The following is a 14,356-nucleotide window of genomic DNA, read 5'->3' on the forward strand; positions in this document are numbered from 1 at the left end:
GTTTTATAAAAAGAGAATGCCGATGAATAACTCCAACGGAGCCTGTCTTGTGATTGGGGCTGGTGTGGTCACAGGAGCGGCCGTTGCGCGTGCCTTTGCGCGCGAAGGGCTGACCGCTTGTGTGGTCCGGCGCCAGAACCACGCCGACGCGTTGGAGGAGTTGGCATCTTCGATCCGCAGCGAGGGCCACAAGGCAGTGGCCTTTCCCGCGAATGCGCGGGACGAGACTGAAATGAAAGAGCTGATCGAGCGCGTCGAAACTGAAGTAGGCCCGATTGAAGTGGCGGTCTTCAATGTTGGGGCAAACGTGAACTCTGGCATCACCAAAACCTCTCCGCAGCTTTTTCGCGATGTTTGGGCTACTAATTGCTACGCCGGTTTCCTGATGGGTCATGAGGTCGCCGCCAGAATGCAGCAGCGAGAGCGCGGCACCATCATTTTCACCGGGGCAACAGCCAGCATGCGCGGCGGTGCCGGGTTCTCGGCGTTTTCCGCGGCCAAGCATGGTTTGCGGGCGATGGCGCAATCCATGGCGCGCGAGCTGGGGCCGAAGAACATTCATGTTGCCCACGCGATCATCGATGGGATGATCGACAGTGAATTCGTCCGTGCGGTGATGCCCAATGTCGATCAGCTGCGAGACAGCGATCAGATTTTGAACCCTGAGCACATCGCTCAGAACTATGTGATGTTGCACAAGCAACCCCGCACCGCGTGGACGCATGAACTGGATATGCGTCCCTGGAAAGAAAAATGGTGAGAGGAGCCATTCATGTCGCCAAAGGTTGATTTCATTTATGATCTGGCCAGCCCCAATGCCTATCTGGTTGATCAGGCCATCAGCTGGATCGAAGCGCGCACCGGCGCGAAGTTCAATTACATCCCGTGCTTGCTGGGCGGCATTTTCAAGGCCACCGGCAACCAGCCGCCATTTATGGCTTTTGCCAATGTCAAAGGCAAGATGCAGTATGATCAGCTTGAGAATGAACGGTTCATACGAAAACACGACCTGACCCGTTTCAAGATGAACCCGCATTTCCCCGTAAACTCGCTTTTGTTGATGCGTGGCGCAGCGGCGGCCGAGATTGACGGAGCGCATGAAGAATACATCAGGGCCGGTATGAAGGCGATGTGGGAGCAGGGTCTAAAGATGGATGACCCGGACGTGTTCGTAGAAGCGATGAACGCGGCCGGTCTGGATGGAGCGCGATGGCTTGCGCGCGCAGGTGAGCCTGACGCCAAGAAGCGACTGATCGACAACACTTCGGCTGCGGTAGAGCGGGGCGTGTTCGGCATCCCTTCGTTTTTTGTTGGAGACGAGTTGTTTTTTGGAAAGGAACGCTTGGGTCAGGTAGAAGAAGCGATCCTCAGCCAGACTACAGCAGGCTGAATGCTTGGGCGACGTCTTTGCGGCAAGGGTTCAATGCGGTGAAGGTCGCTGTCACGCGGACATCTGTTGGATGTTCAGGCCGCTCTGCACGCGCCTTATGATCGCGGGTCAGCCCGGTAATGCGACCCCCCAAGGCGTCAACAGGTTGGCGTTTTCAAGGTTCCCGATGTGTCGCGCTTGGTCCCAAGGCAGGTCGACACTCTGGCACCGTCACCCATAATGGAAAGTAAGACATGAGTACCTCAGACACCCCCCAGATAATTTCGGAACAGATGGGCGCTGTGCTGCGGCTGACGCTGAGTTCGCCGCGCACGAAAAACGCCATTACCAAGGGCATGTTCGAGGCGCTGAATGACGCCATGGACGCTGCTGCGGCTGACCCTGAAATACGGGTCGTTTGGCTGCGCGGGGCCGAAGGTGCGTTCACCTCTGGCAATGTCATGGCCGAGTTCGGAGAAACAGTTGCCGGTGAAAACCCTGTCGGCACTCATTTCCTGAGCAAGCTAGAGGCATTTCCAAAGCCCATTGTCGCGCAGGTCGAAGGCCCGGCGATTGCCATTGGCACGACTGTTCTGCTGCACTGTGATTTGGTTTATGCATCCAAGGACGCCAAGTTCATGTTGCCTTTTGTCAGCCTGGGCCTGATCCCCGAGGCTGGATCGACCTATTTGCTGCCTCGTTTGATGGGTCACGCCAAGGCCGCGGAACTGTTGTATCTGGGCGGCATGTTCGGCGCGGATGACGCTTTGTCCGTGGGGCTGGTCAATCTGGTCCTAGATGCGGATGAGCTAGAGCCGACAGTGGAGAAGGTTGTTGCCGCCTTGGCGCGTCAGGCTCCGCAGGCATTGGCTCAGACCAAGGCTTTTTTGCGTAGGCCGCTACACGGCACTGTTGCGGACCGCATGGCCGAAGAAATGAGCGATTTTCAAACCCGTTTCACCGGCGACGAGTTCGCCGAGGCAATTACGGCGATGAAAGAAAAGCGCAAACCTGTGTTCAAATAGACCGTCACAGACAAGGGAGTGACCTTCATGAAACAAGCCGTTCTCGTTTCAACAGCTCGAACCGGGCTGGCCAAATCGTTTCGCGGTGGATTCAACAACACCCATGGCGCCACCCTGATGGGTCATTCGGTGAAGCATGCGGTTGAGCGGTCCAAAGTGGACCCTGCGCTGATCGAGGATTCCTTTATCGGCTGCGGGTTCCCCGAAGGGGCGACGGGTGGCAATATCGCTCGGCAATCGGTGTTGCGGGCTGGCCTGCCGGTGACGGTCGGGGCCGCGACCATCAACAGGTTCTGCTCGTCCGGGCTGCAGGCGATCGCGATGGCGTCTCATGCCGTTGTTCAGGATGGCGTGCCAGCGGCGATTGCGGGCGGGGTCGAGTCGATTTCGCTCCGCAATCAGAAGCCAGGGTCGCACGACCGCGATCCGTGGTTGCTGGAACATAAGCCCGACGTCTATCTGACCATGATCGAAACTGCCGATATTGTAGCGGCCCGCTATGGTGTCACTCGCGAGGCGCAAGACAAACTGGCATTGGAAAGCCAGAAACGTACCGCCGCCGCGCAGGTTGCTGGCAAGTTCGACGACGAGATTGTGCCAATGGACACTGTGCAGTTGGTAAAGGACAAGGAGTCCGGTGAAATCTCTGAAATGGCCGTCACCATTTCCCGCGATGACTGCAACCGACCGAATACCACGCTCGAAGGTCTGGCGGGACTGGAACCGGTCCGTGGCGCGGATCAGTTCGTAACCGCCGGCAACGCTTCGCAGCTTTCTGATGGGTCGTCGGCCTGTGTGGTCGTCGACTCGGAGGTTGCCGAGCGGGAAGGACTGGAGCCTCTGGGCGCGTTCAAAGGGTTTGCCATTGCAGGGTGCGAGCCTGATGAAATGGGTATCGGTCCGGTCTTTGCCGTGCCACGCCTGCTAAAACGCCACGGCCTCAAGGTCGAGGATGTCGATCTTTGGGAGCTGAATGAGGCATTCGCCTCGCAAGCGCTGTATTGCCGAGAGACGTTGGGAATTGATCCAGAGATCTGCAACGTCAACGGCGGTTCGATCTCGATTGGTCACCCGTTTGGCATGACCGGAGCGCGAATGGCCGGCCACCTGCTGATCGAGGGTAAACGCCGGAATGCCAAATATGCCGTCGCCACAATGTGCATCGGTGGGGGCATGGGCGCAGCGGGTTTGTTTGAAATCTTCTGATCAGAAACTCTGCCTGGAAAACGCACCGGCGGCGGAAGTTGCCGGTGTATATCGTTCCGCATAGCGGAACACTTATCCGCATGTTGACTTACACTAGCGCGAACGGTAGAACGGCTGCGCAGCATCTGAGGAGAATGCATTGCGCCGAATCCACCAACTTATCGAAGACAAGGACCCGTCGACCTTGGCCGTCATTGATCATGATGGCGCGCGGATCAGCTATGGTGATCTGGTTGGCGCTGTTCGGACTGCGTCCGGGATGCTGCGATCTTACGGTGTGCGCCCAGGTGACCGGGTTGTGGTGTTGGCCGAGAACTGCGCAACTTACGCTTCGGTTCTTCTGGCGCTCAGTTCGCTTGATGCCTGGATTGTGCCCCTCAACGCACGCGCGACAGAGCAGGAAGTTGACGCTGTCGTCGAACATTCCGGTGCGCGCTGTGTGGTTTGCACATCAGATGTTTCGGGCGCGGCAAAGGCCCATGCGGACAGACTGGGGGCTGGATCGCTGGGGCGGCTGTTGTGCGGCAGGCTGGTTGTCTCGCCACTGCGGGACACAGGTGTAGAGCCCACACATAGCGACGCTGGGCAGGTCGCCGCCGTTCTCTATACATCTGGAACCAGCGGAGCGCCAAAGGGCGTAATGCTGTCTCAAGAGAACTTGATTTTCGCCGCCAACGCCTCGATGCAGCGGCGGCACGCGACGTCGGCGGATCAGGCGCTTGCCGTATTGCCCGGCACGCATATTTTCGGCTTTTGCTCGATCATTCTGACCACGTTTCTGGCTGGCGGCAGCTTGCGGTTTCAGTCCAGATTTGATCCCGCTCGTGTGATCGAGGGCATACAGGACGGGGCGACGATGTTCTCGGGTGTGCCGCAGATGTTTGCGTTGATCCTGAAGTATTGCAAGGACAACAACATCGATTCACTTGAGACTTCGTTGCGATACATGTCTTCCGGTGGCTCGCCCCTGGACCTGAGCTGGAAGCGACGGGTCGAGCGGATATTCGGGCAACCGATCCATAACGGCTATGGTTTGACCGAAGCGTCCCCCGGTGTTGCAACCACCCTGATCGAAAACCCGCCTGAGGATGATACGGTTGGGCCTGCCTTGCCGGGGGTTGAGGCCAAGCTGGACAACGTCGAGCCTGATGGCGTGGGCGAGATGTTGCTGCGCGGAAAGAACATCACAAAGGGCTACTACCGCAACCCCGAAGCTACTGCGGCAGCGTTTACGGATGATGGTTTTTTTCGCACAGGCGATCTTGCGCGTATTGCCCCTGACGGGTCGATATATATCGTTGGACGTTGCAAGGAGCTGATCATTCACTCGGGCTTCAACGTTTATCCGCCCGAGATTGAAGCCGCTCTTAATGCTCATCCCTCAGTTACGCAGGCCGCCGTAGTTGGGCGCGCGCGAGACGGAAACGAAGACGTTCTGGCCTTTGTTTCGCTGCGGGCACCTGCTTCGGCTGACGAGTTGAGGGCGTTTCTGGGCAAAGCGCTCGTTCGGTACAAGATACCGCGTCACATCGTAATCGTCGACGCGCTGCCACACGCAGCGACGGGTAAAATTCTTAAACACAAACTCGTCGAGACCTTTGCCGACGAGCTGGCACAACTGGACAATGAGGGTGAGGATGCTTGACGCGTATATTTATGACGGGGTGAGAAGCCCATTTGGTCGCCATGGCGGGACGTTGGCTTCGGTGCGTCCCGATGATCTGGCCGCGCAGGTTCTTGAGGCATTGGTCGAACGCAGTGAGTTTGACGCATCCGAGATCGAAGATGTCATTCTGGGCAATGTCTGCCAATCCGGGGAAGACAGCCGCAACGTTGCCCGGTACGCTGCTCTGCTGGCCGGATTGCCTGTCGAAGTCGGTGGGCTGACGGTCAACCGCTTGTGCGGGTCCGGGATGTCGGCGGCTTTAGATGCTGCGCGTGCCGTGACCGTGGGTGAGGCTCCGCTTTTTGTGGCTGGTGGCGTCGAAAGCATGACCCGCGCACCCTTTACCATTGCCAAATCGGAAACCGCCTATGCTCGGCAGGCGCAGATATTCGACAGCGCGATTGGAGCCCGCTTTCCCAACCCGCGCATTGCTGAGATGCATGGCGAATACCCCATGCCGCAGACCGCCGACAATCTCGCCGAAGAGTATCAGATCACCCGCGAGGCGTCGGATCAGTTCGGCTATGACTCGCAGGTTCGGTTTGAAGCGGCCCGTGACCGCGGTTTCTTTGACGCAGAGATTACTCCGATCACGATCAAGGGGCGCAAGGGTGCGACCCATGAGGTGACGCAGGACGAGCATCCGCGCCCGGATGTGAAATTGGACAAGATGGCCGCCTTGCGGACCGTGTTTCCGGGCGGCGTGACCACTGCGGCCAACGCTTCGGGGGTTAACGACGGCGCTGCGATGCTGATGATCGGCGCCAAGACAGACCGGGCTGCGCCTCGGGCGCGGATCGTGGCAGGGGCCGTTGCTGGTGTGCCGCCACGGGTCATGGGGATTGGTCCGGCCTTTGCGGTACCCAAGGCGCTCGAGCGAGCGGGCCTGACCATGGAAGACATGGACCTGATCGAGATCAATGAGGCATTTGCCGCGCAGGTTCTGGCCTGCTGTCAGCATCTGCAGCTTGACCCGTCCGACAGCCGCCTCAACCCCAATGGGGGCGCGATTGCAGTTGGCCATCCTTTGGGTGCGTCGGGTGCGCGGATCGTTCTGACCGCTATGCGTCATCTTGAGGAAACTGGCGGGCGCTACGCGTGTTTGTCCATGTGCATCGGTGTCGGGCAGGGGATCGCGCTGATTCTGGAGCGTGTGGCTTAAGTCACTGGAAGGGTTGCCGAATGTCAGACGCTGAACGTGATCGCCGGTTTGCTTCAACCCTTGCCAAGGGTTTGCGCATTATGCAGGCGTTCAAGCCTGACGATCAGTCGTTGGGAAACCGCGAACTGGCGCGGCGCACGGATATGCCTCCGTCTACTGTGGCCCGGATGACTTTTACGTTGGCTTCGCTGGGATTCCTTGAGCAGTTGCACCCGTCAGAGACTTACCGCCTTGGCCCCTCGGTCATGGCGTTGGGGTATACGGCGCGTGCTGCTCTGTCCTTCTTGCCGATGGCCGAGAACGTTATGCAGCAATTGGCTGACGAAACCGGTGTGTTGGTTGCACTGACCATGCGCAATGACGATGCGGTGATGCTTACACGCTGCTGGCGACCCCGAAACGCTTCCTCGCTTTGGCTGAGCGAGGGGCACCGTATCCCGATGGAGCAAAGTGCGGCGGGCCGGGCGATCCTAGCTGCGGACCCGGCCCAGAGCACCAAGACAGATCAGGCCCGCGCAGATCGCGATCAACTGGAAACGATGGGTTACGTGACTTCGTTCGGTGGCTGGAACAGTGGCGTCAATGCGTGCGCCGTGCCCTTCCAAACTGGTCCGGGGGCACAACCTTTTGCGTTTTTGTGCGGTGCAAATGAATCCAATCTGGACGCCGAAAAATTGGAAACAACCGTTGCGCCAAGGCTGCGCGACACAGTGCAGACGCTCAGGCTCAGCCTTGGGCATATGTAATCAAGAGACAGGAGACTTTCATGGCTGCGGTCGAAATTCGCAAGGAGGGCGAGGTTGCCCTTGTCAAAATCGACAACTCGCCGGTCAATGCCGCGGGGTATGATGTACGCATCGGGCTGGCAAATGCGGTGCAGGAACTTGCCGGGGACGACTCGGTAAAGGTCATCGCGCTGTATGCGGCGGGCCGGACATTTGTGGCCGGGGCCGATATTCGCGAGTTTGGAAAACCTCCCAAACAACCGGTTCTGCCTGAAGTGTGCGAAATTCTTGAAGCCAGCGCCAAGCCTATCGTCTGCGTTTTGCACGGCTCGACATTGGGCGGTGGTCTTGAGATCGCACTAAGCTGCCAGGCGCGGGTTGGGATCAAGGGTTTGAAACTGGGCTTGCCAGAGGTCAACCTGGGCCTTCTGCCCGGCGCTGGTGGCACGCAGCGCCTGCCACGTCTTGTTGATGGCAAGACCGCACTGACGATGATCACTTCGGGCAAGCCGATCTCGGCCGAGGCCGCTCTGGAGGCCGGTCTTCTAGATGATCTTCAGGATGGTGTCCCCGAAGCCGTAGCTTTGGCTGCTGGGCAAAGTGTACTTGATGGGACGCTGCAAACGCGCGTGACCGCAGATTTGAACAATCGGATTACGGCCGAGGATCTGGAAGTATTCCGCGCAAAAGCCAAGGGTGAGGTTGCCAAACGCGCACTAAAAGCGGCCGAGGCGTGCGACTTGCCGTTGGCCGAGGGACTGCAGGCGGAACGCAACTTGTTCATGGAGGCCATGAAAAGTGATGCGCACAAGGGTCTGAAACACGCCTTCTTTGCGGAACGTGCGGTGGCTCATATACCCGAAGCCCAGGCAGAGGCACGCGATTTGGAAACCGGCGGTGTGATCGGTGGTGGCACGATGGGATCGGGGATCGCGACGGCGATGCTGTTGGCTGGTATGCCCGTCACTCTGATCGAAATGGAAGAAGAGCGCGTGGCTTTTGCCCGCGACACGATCGCCAAAAACCTCGACGGTGCGGTCAAGCGCGGCAAGCTGTCTGACGCAAAACGCGACGCTGCACTTGAGGCGCTGACCTGCACCACCGATATGGCGGCGCTGGCGGGTGCCGATGTGGTGATCGAAGCCGTGTTCGAGTCCTTGGATGTCAAGCGCGAGGTGTTCGGCAAGCTGGATCAGATTTGTAAACCGGGTGCAATTCTGGCCTCCAACACCTCTTATCTGGATGTGAACGAAATTGCAGCCAGCACCAGTCGCCCTCAGGACGTGATTGGCCTGCATTTCTTTTCGCCCGCCCATGTCATGCGGCTGCTTGAAGTGGTTGTGGGCAAGGATACCGCGCCCGAGATCGTCGCCACCTGTTTCAAGCTGGCCAAGAAACTGCGCAAGATTGCCGTGCGGTCCGGCGTTTGCGACGGCTTCATAGGCAATCGGATACTCGCCCATTACCGCAAGTCTTCGGCCTATATGCAGCTCGACGGTGCTCCGTTTGAACAAATCGACGCGGCCCTTGAGGATTTCGGGTTCGCCATGGGGCCGTTTGCGGTGTCCGATCTGGCAGGACAGGATATCGGCTGGGCGACGCGCAAGCGTCAGGCCGAATTCCGTCCGTCCGAGGAACGCTATGTCGAGATTGCTGACCGGATTTGCGAACAAGGCTGGTTTGGCAGAAAGTCCGGGAAGGGATTTTATGTCTATGACGGTAAAGACCGCAGTGTGAACCCTGCTGTGGCCGAGTACGCGCAGGCAGAACGCGACGCCAAGAGTATCACGGCCCAAGACTTCACCGATAAGGAAATCGTGGATCGCTACATGGCGGCAATGGTGACCGAGGCCGCGCGCGTGGTCGAGGACAAAATCGCCCTGCGCCCAATCGACGTGGATGCGGTGTTCCTGTTCGGCTATGGCTTCCCGCGCCAATGGGGTGGTCCGTTGCAATATGCTGATATCACCGGATTGGACGTTCTGGTCTCACGCATTGAGCAATACGCCAAGGAAGATCCCTACTACTGGAAAGTGCCAACGCTGCTGCGTGAACTGGCCGATACCGGAAAAACTTTCAACGATCTGAATAAGGTAGCCTGAAAATGGACCTGAGTTTTACTCCTGAGGCAGAGGCGTTCCGCGCCGAAGTCCGTGCTTTTCTGGACGAAAACCTGTCGGAAGACCTCGTGCAAAAGGGCCGCAAAGGAGACGGCCTGACCAAGGAAGACATGGAAGACTGGCACGCGCGGCTGAACGCGCGTGGCTGGTTGGCCGTGACCTGGCCGACCGAATATGGCGGCCCCGGTTGGGGCGCTGTCGAGCGGCATATCTTCGAGGAAGAATGTGCACGTGCGAATGCCCCGCGCATCGTACCCTTTGGCTTGAACATGTTGGGCCCGGTCCTGATCAAGTTCGGCTCTGACGAGCAAAAGGCCGAGATTCTGCCGCGCATTCTCGACGGCTCGGATTGGTGGTGTCAGGGATATTCCGAGCCCGGTGCGGGTTCCGACCTTGCCAGCCTGAAAACCCGTGCCGTGCGGGAAGGCGACGAGTATGTGATCAACGGTCAGAAAACGTGGACCACATTGGGCCAGCACGCCAACAAGATTTTCTGTCTGGTGCGCACCTCGACCGAGGGCAAGCCACAGGAAGGCATTAGCTTTGTCCTTGTTGACATGGACACGCCCGGCGTCGAACTGCGTCCGATCAAACTGCTGGATGGCGGCCACGAGGTGAACGAGGTGTTCTTTACCGATGTGCGCGTACCGGTGGCCAACTTGGTCGGAGAGGAGAACAAAGGCTGGACGATCGCCAAGTACCTTCTGACCCATGAACGGACGAACATCGCTGGTGTGGGAATGTCGGGCAAGGATCTCGAAAAGCTCAAGATGCTGTCTCAGAAACTGGTTCGGGGCGGAAAGCCGCTTACACAGGATCCGTTGTTTGCGGCCGAAATGGCCGAGGTTGAGATCGACCTTGAGGCCATGCGCGTTCTGAACCTGCGGATGCTGTCGGCCGCCAAGGAAGGGGCTGCACCGGGGATGCAAAGCTCGATGCTGAAGATCAAGGGCACGGTTATCCGCCAGCGAATTCAGAGCCTGATCAAGTCGGCCCTTGGGGCGTCTGCCGCGCCCTTCCCCGCGCGCGATTTGCCTGAGAATGCGCTTTCGGTCCCGGAAGACGCGGCAGGGGCTGCGGCCTACTATTTCAACCATCGCAAGCTTTCGATCTTTGGCGGATCGAACGAGATTCAGCGCAACATCATCGCCAAAGACCTGTTTGGAGGCTGACCCATGGATTTCAATTTGACAGAAGACCGTCAGATGCTGGCGGATACCGTGCGGCGTTATCTGGCAGATCATTATGACTTTGACACCCGTAACGGTGTGATAGACGCGACTCCGTTTCATTCACCGGACAAATGGGCTGAACTGTCGGAACTCGGCCTGATCGGTGCTTTCGTTTCGGAAGAGCAGGGCGGTTTTGGCGGCGCGGGTTTTGACATCACCACCGTGTTCGAGGAGTTGGGCCGGGGTCTTTGCCCCGAACCTATGCTGGCTGCTTTGATGTGCGCCAGGGCTGCGGCCGATTGCGAGGCTGAGGAACTGGTCGAACAAATCATCACGGGCACCAAGCGCCTGTCGTTGGCCGTCTTTGAACCTGACGCGGATAGCCTTTCGCTGATCCGTACCAGCGCGGACCAATCAGACGGCGGCTGGGTTCTGAACGGCCGCAAATCTGTTGTGTACGGGTTGCCCGGTGCGGATGGCGCCTTGGTTGCGGCGCGTACCGATGCAGGGATTGGCCTGTTTCTGGTCGAAGCGCCGGAAACCATCGATTACGCCATGATCGACGGCGGTGGCGCGGGTGAACTGATCCTTGATAGTGCATCGGCCAAATGCCTGAGTGAGAATGCAGCAGGCATCATCGAAGACGCCCTGAACGCAGGCCGTTTGGCGCTGTGTGCCGAAGCGGTTGGTGTGATGGAGGTGTTGGTCGACCTGACGGTGGACTATCTGAAACAGCGTAAGCAGTTCGGCCGTCCCATTGCCAGTTTCCAAGCCCTTCAGCATCGCGCGGTGGATATGGCGATTGAGATCGAACAATGTCGATCGATTACCATTCTGGCAGCGAGCAAGCTGGGAAGCGACGAGGCCGGGAAATATATCGCGATGGCCAAGAACCTGATCGGTCGCACCGGTGCGCTGATTTCAGAGGAAAGCATCCAGCTCCACGGGGGCATCGGTATGACCTGGGAATATCCGGGTTCCCACTATGCCAAGCGGCTGGCCATGATCGACCACCAGTTGGGTGACCGTTATGCGCAATTGCAACGCGTGATGGCGGCCTGAGCCATGAGCGATGCTGTCCTGTTCCAAACCAGTGGTCACACACTGATCGTCACCATCAATGAACCCGCGCGCCGCAATGTGTTGTCGCGGGCGGTCTACGAACCGGTAGAGGAGGCACTGCGCAATGCGACGGCGCCAAACTCTGACGTGCGCGCCGTGGTGGTCACCGGAGCAGGGCAGTTTTTCTCAGCCGGTGGCGATCTTCGGATGCTCAAAACCCGCCGTGAGCTTACTTTGCCCGAGCGTGAAGCGCAGATCGAATATTTGCACAGCATGATCCGCACCGTTCGCGCGTGCCCGTTGCCTGTGATCGCTGCGGTCGAGGGGGGCGCTGCAGGGGCCGGTGCTTCGTTGGCCTTTGCGTGTGATATGATCGTCGCTGCAACGGGTGCTAAATTCACGCTGGCCTATGTAAATGCCGGTCTGGTTCCCGATGGCGGCGGCTCAGGCTTTCTGGCAATGAACTTGCCAAGACAGTTGGCGACCGAGATGTGTCTGACCGGCCAACCGGTGCCGAGCGAGCGTCTGCATGACTTGGGCGTGGTCAATAAGGTAGTCGAGCCAGGCTCGTCGCTGGACGCGGCATTGGAACTTGCCGAAAGGTTTGCCAAAGGTCCGCGTCAGGCGCAGGAGTCGATCAAGGCTTTGATTGCCGCTCCGGATACGGACGCTTTTGACGCGCATCTTTTGCGCGAACGCCGACAGATGTCTATTGCCTTGGGCGGCGATGAAGCGTTGGAAGGTATCCGTGCATTCGAGGAAAAGCGCAGGCCGGATTTTGCATCGGTCCCGGTGGCGGCTGCGTCATCCTCTGTCATAGACAGCCCGTTGGAAACCGAATTGACACGAGCGTTTGGTATCCGCCTCCCCATTGTGGCAGGTGGCCTGATGTGGCTGGCAAATGCCGATTATGTATCCGCCGCTGCGCGGGCAGGTATCTTGGGTTTCATAACCGCGGCCAGTTTCCCCGAGCCCGAGCAACTGCGCGCTGAAATCAGAAAATGCCGCGATCTGTCAGATGGCAATCCTTTTGGGGTCAATGTATCGATGCTGCCCAAGTTGGTGCCGGGGGACAGGACTGAAGAGGTTTTCGGCATCATCATCGACGAAGGCATTGATATTGTAGAGACTTCTGGTCGCAGTCCCGAGCCGTTCTTGCCGATGCTGAAGCAGGCCGGAGTACGGGTTTTGCATAAGGTTCCAAGCCTGCGCCATGCAGAAAGCGCGCAGAAACTGGGGGTTGATGCGGTGGCCATTGTTGGCGCGGAATGCGGTGGGCATCCCGGCCTCGACATGGTTGGCAGTTTTGTGAACGCGGGGTTGGCCAAGCGCCGTATTCACATTCCCTGGCTGTTGGGCGGCGGAGTTGGAGGCGGTGAACAAATTCTGGCGGCGCGCGTAATGGGTGCTTCGGGCGTGGTGATTGGCACCCGCTTTTTGGTGGCCGAAGAAATCTGGGCAGACCCGGAATACAAACAGGCGCTGATCAAAGCGACAGAGCGGGACACTGCGCTGTCCATGTACTCGGTGCGCAACACAGTCCGGTCGCTGCAGAACGAAACGACATCGGTCCTTCAAGACCTTGAGCGTGAGAACCCGGACATGTCGATTCAGGACATTATGCATCTGGTTTCGGGCAAGATCGGGTATAAGGCTTATGAGACCGGCGACGTGCGTCAGGGTATCCTGTCAGCGGGCCAGAGCCTTGGATTTATTGAGCGTATTCAGCCGCTTGCCGAGATTGTGGCTGAACTCGAAAGTGAACTGGCCGAGGCGAGGAAAGTGTTAAACTGACCACTGGCTCTGGATTTGAGACAGGCTGCGCAGGTTCACGAACGCTGCGCAGTCAACGCGCCGGGGGGATAACCGAAGCTCCTTGAAAAGGCCCGGACAAAACTGGACGGCTCGGCGTAACCAGATCGCCATGCCACGGCAGAGACATTCAAATTTGTCGTTTTCAGAAGCTCATGGGCGACCGCTAATCGTGCATCCACGAGGATTTGGCGGAAACTTGTGCCTTCTTCGGACAACCTTCGCCGCAAGGTGCGTTCGCTGACGCCCAATTGGGCTGCTACGGCCTGGATATGCGGGTTTTCATAAATTTCAGGCATCGCGGCATCTCGGACGCGGGTGGTCCAACTTAAAGATTCTGTTTGATGGCTGTTCAAAAGGTTCCCGCACTGCTCCAGGCAATGCTGTACACATTCGGCCAGTATTTTTGGGTCATACTTGGGAAGCGGAAGATCCAAGAGCTGAGAGGACAGAACAACGGCGTCCACTGTTTCGCCCAACTGGACTTGATAGCCCAGCTTTTCGTGCACGACATTTGCGAATTCAACGTCAGTCAGAGTCGTTTTGAACGGTTTTTCCTGAATTGACCATTCGGGCAACAGCATCTGGGCGAAGTTGTCCAGAACCGTAAGGTGCCGTTCCAGCACAAAGCTTTTGACGTGCGTCGCCAAACCGGTTGTATCAAAGGTCAACATTGGGTGTTCGCGCGTTTCATCAAGGCCCAAAGCTGCGATCACAAACGAAAGATTGGCAAAATCTGTCGCGATTTGAAGGCAGCCACGCAGTGTTTTGCTGCTGAGGATCGCATACCCCCAGACGCCGAAAATTTCTGGCCGATACCGGCGTCCAATATCAATGCCCATTCCGGGACGATACGACGTGTGGCTCAGAAAATTCGATATCGTGGCCAGTTCCTGGGATATCGATACCTGAGTGTCGTTATTATACAGGTCAAATGGCATCAGACCTGTGCCTTCCAGACACTGGTCCGGGCTGACTCCGTACTCCGGAGCGGCTTCACACAAGATTCGTATGCTTCCCGGAAGTCGGGTCTGAGT

The 14,356-nt window shown here is 58.1% G+C and carries 12 protein-coding genes; 11 read left to right on the plus strand and 1 reads right to left on the minus strand.

Annotation, left to right across the window (positions count from 1 at the left end; genetic code table 11):
* Nucleotides 1-22 precede the first annotated feature (22 nt).
* The 11 genes from ACR0B7_RS12125 to ACR0B7_RS12175 all read left to right on the plus strand — a co-directional run bounded on the left by ACR0B7_RS12125 (nt 23) and on the right by ACR0B7_RS12175 (nt 13,301).
* The gene (locus ACR0B7_RS12125; RefSeq protein WP_170577053.1) at nt 23-760 is read left to right on the plus strand and encodes an SDR family oxidoreductase; all 738 of its coding nucleotides are present in this window, start codon (nt 23-25) and stop codon (nt 758-760) included.
* Nucleotides 761-772: 12 nt separating this feature from the next.
* Nucleotides 773-1,390 carry a 2-hydroxychromene-2-carboxylate isomerase gene (locus tag ACR0B7_RS12130; protein ID WP_170486235.1) on the plus strand — a complete coding sequence of 206 codons (618 nt, stop codon included), beginning with the start codon at nt 773-775 and terminating at the stop codon, nt 1,388-1,390.
* A 233-nt stretch (nt 1,391-1,623) separates the two neighbouring features.
* On the plus strand, nt 1,624-2,394 hold the full coding sequence (locus tag ACR0B7_RS12135) for an enoyl-CoA hydratase-related protein (RefSeq protein ID WP_170417234.1): 771 nt from the start codon (nt 1,624-1,626) through the stop codon (nt 2,392-2,394).
* Between the two features lie 27 nt (nt 2,395-2,421).
* Nucleotides 2,422-3,600 (plus strand): acetyl-CoA C-acyltransferase, encoded by a 1,179-nt coding sequence (locus ACR0B7_RS12140; RefSeq protein ID WP_170417231.1) that lies wholly within the window; start codon nt 2,422-2,424, stop codon nt 3,598-3,600.
* 139 nt (nt 3,601-3,739) lie between these two features.
* Nucleotides 3,740-5,245 (plus strand): AMP-binding protein, encoded by a 1,506-nt coding sequence (locus ACR0B7_RS12145; RefSeq protein WP_170417229.1) that lies wholly within the window; start codon nt 3,740-3,742, stop codon nt 5,243-5,245.
* Entirely contained in the window at nt 5,238-6,428 is a 1,191-nt protein-coding gene (locus ACR0B7_RS12150) for an acetyl-CoA C-acyltransferase (protein WP_170486234.1), read from the plus strand. Before ACR0B7_RS12145 ends, ACR0B7_RS12150 begins: the two co-directional genes overlap by 8 nt.
* Before the next feature lie 20 nt (nt 6,429-6,448).
* Nucleotides 6,449-7,174, plus strand: coding sequence for an IclR family transcriptional regulator (locus ACR0B7_RS12155; RefSeq protein WP_170390037.1), 726 nt, complete (start codon nt 6,449-6,451; stop codon nt 7,172-7,174).
* 20 nt (nt 7,175-7,194) lie between these two features.
* Nucleotides 7,195-9,255, plus strand: coding sequence for a 3-hydroxyacyl-CoA dehydrogenase NAD-binding domain-containing protein (locus ACR0B7_RS12160; protein ID WP_170486233.1), 2,061 nt, complete (start codon nt 7,195-7,197; stop codon nt 9,253-9,255).
* A 2-nt stretch (nt 9,256-9,257) separates the two neighbouring features.
* Nucleotides 9,258-10,445: an acyl-CoA dehydrogenase family protein gene (locus ACR0B7_RS12165; RefSeq protein ID WP_170577052.1), complete on the plus strand. Its 1,188-nt coding sequence runs from the start codon at nt 9,258-9,260 to the stop codon at nt 10,443-10,445.
* 3 nt (nt 10,446-10,448) lie between these two features.
* Nucleotides 10,449-11,507, plus strand: a complete 1,059-nt coding sequence (locus ACR0B7_RS12170) for an acyl-CoA dehydrogenase family protein (RefSeq protein WP_170486232.1) — start codon at nt 10,449-10,451, stop codon at nt 11,505-11,507.
* A gap of 3 nt (nt 11,508-11,510) precedes the next feature.
* Nucleotides 11,511-13,301 (plus strand): oxepin-CoA hydrolase, alternative type, encoded by a 1,791-nt coding sequence (locus ACR0B7_RS12175; RefSeq protein WP_480681562.1) that lies wholly within the window; start codon nt 11,511-11,513, stop codon nt 13,299-13,301.
* A gap of 35 nt (nt 13,302-13,336) precedes the next feature.
* On the opposite strand, the gene ACR0B7_RS12180 is transcribed toward ACR0B7_RS12175, so the two are convergent.
* Nucleotides 13,337-14,323, minus strand: a complete 987-nt coding sequence (locus ACR0B7_RS12180) for an AraC family transcriptional regulator (protein WP_170417220.1) — start codon at nt 14,321-14,323, stop codon at nt 13,337-13,339.
* Nucleotides 14,324-14,356 lie beyond the last annotated feature (33 nt).

The organism is Ruegeria sp. BB6 (genome assembly GCF_056539385.1).

Coding starts and splice junctions, on each gene's coding strand:
- ACR0B7_RS12165 (WP_170577052.1), top strand. CDS start 9,258: ATGGACCTGAGTTTTACTCCTGAGGCAGAGGCGTTCCGCGCCGAAGTC.
- ACR0B7_RS12135 (WP_170417234.1), top strand. CDS start 1,624: ATGAGTACCTCAGACACCCCCCAGATAATTTCGGAACAGATGGGCGCT.
- ACR0B7_RS12150 (WP_170486234.1), top strand. CDS start 5,238: ATGCTTGACGCGTATATTTATGACGGGGTGAGAAGCCCATTTGGTCGC.
- ACR0B7_RS12170 (WP_170486232.1), top strand. CDS start 10,449: ATGGATTTCAATTTGACAGAAGACCGTCAGATGCTGGCGGATACCGTG.
- ACR0B7_RS12140 (WP_170417231.1), top strand. CDS start 2,422: ATGAAACAAGCCGTTCTCGTTTCAACAGCTCGAACCGGGCTGGCCAAA.
- ACR0B7_RS12130 (WP_170486235.1), top strand. CDS start 773: ATGTCGCCAAAGGTTGATTTCATTTATGATCTGGCCAGCCCCAATGCC.
- ACR0B7_RS12155 (WP_170390037.1), top strand. CDS start 6,449: ATGTCAGACGCTGAACGTGATCGCCGGTTTGCTTCAACCCTTGCCAAG.
- ACR0B7_RS12125 (WP_170577053.1), top strand. CDS start 23: ATGAATAACTCCAACGGAGCCTGTCTTGTGATTGGGGCTGGTGTGGTC.
- ACR0B7_RS12160 (WP_170486233.1), top strand. CDS start 7,195: ATGGCTGCGGTCGAAATTCGCAAGGAGGGCGAGGTTGCCCTTGTCAAA.
- ACR0B7_RS12175 (WP_480681562.1), top strand. CDS start 11,511: ATGAGCGATGCTGTCCTGTTCCAAACCAGTGGTCACACACTGATCGTC.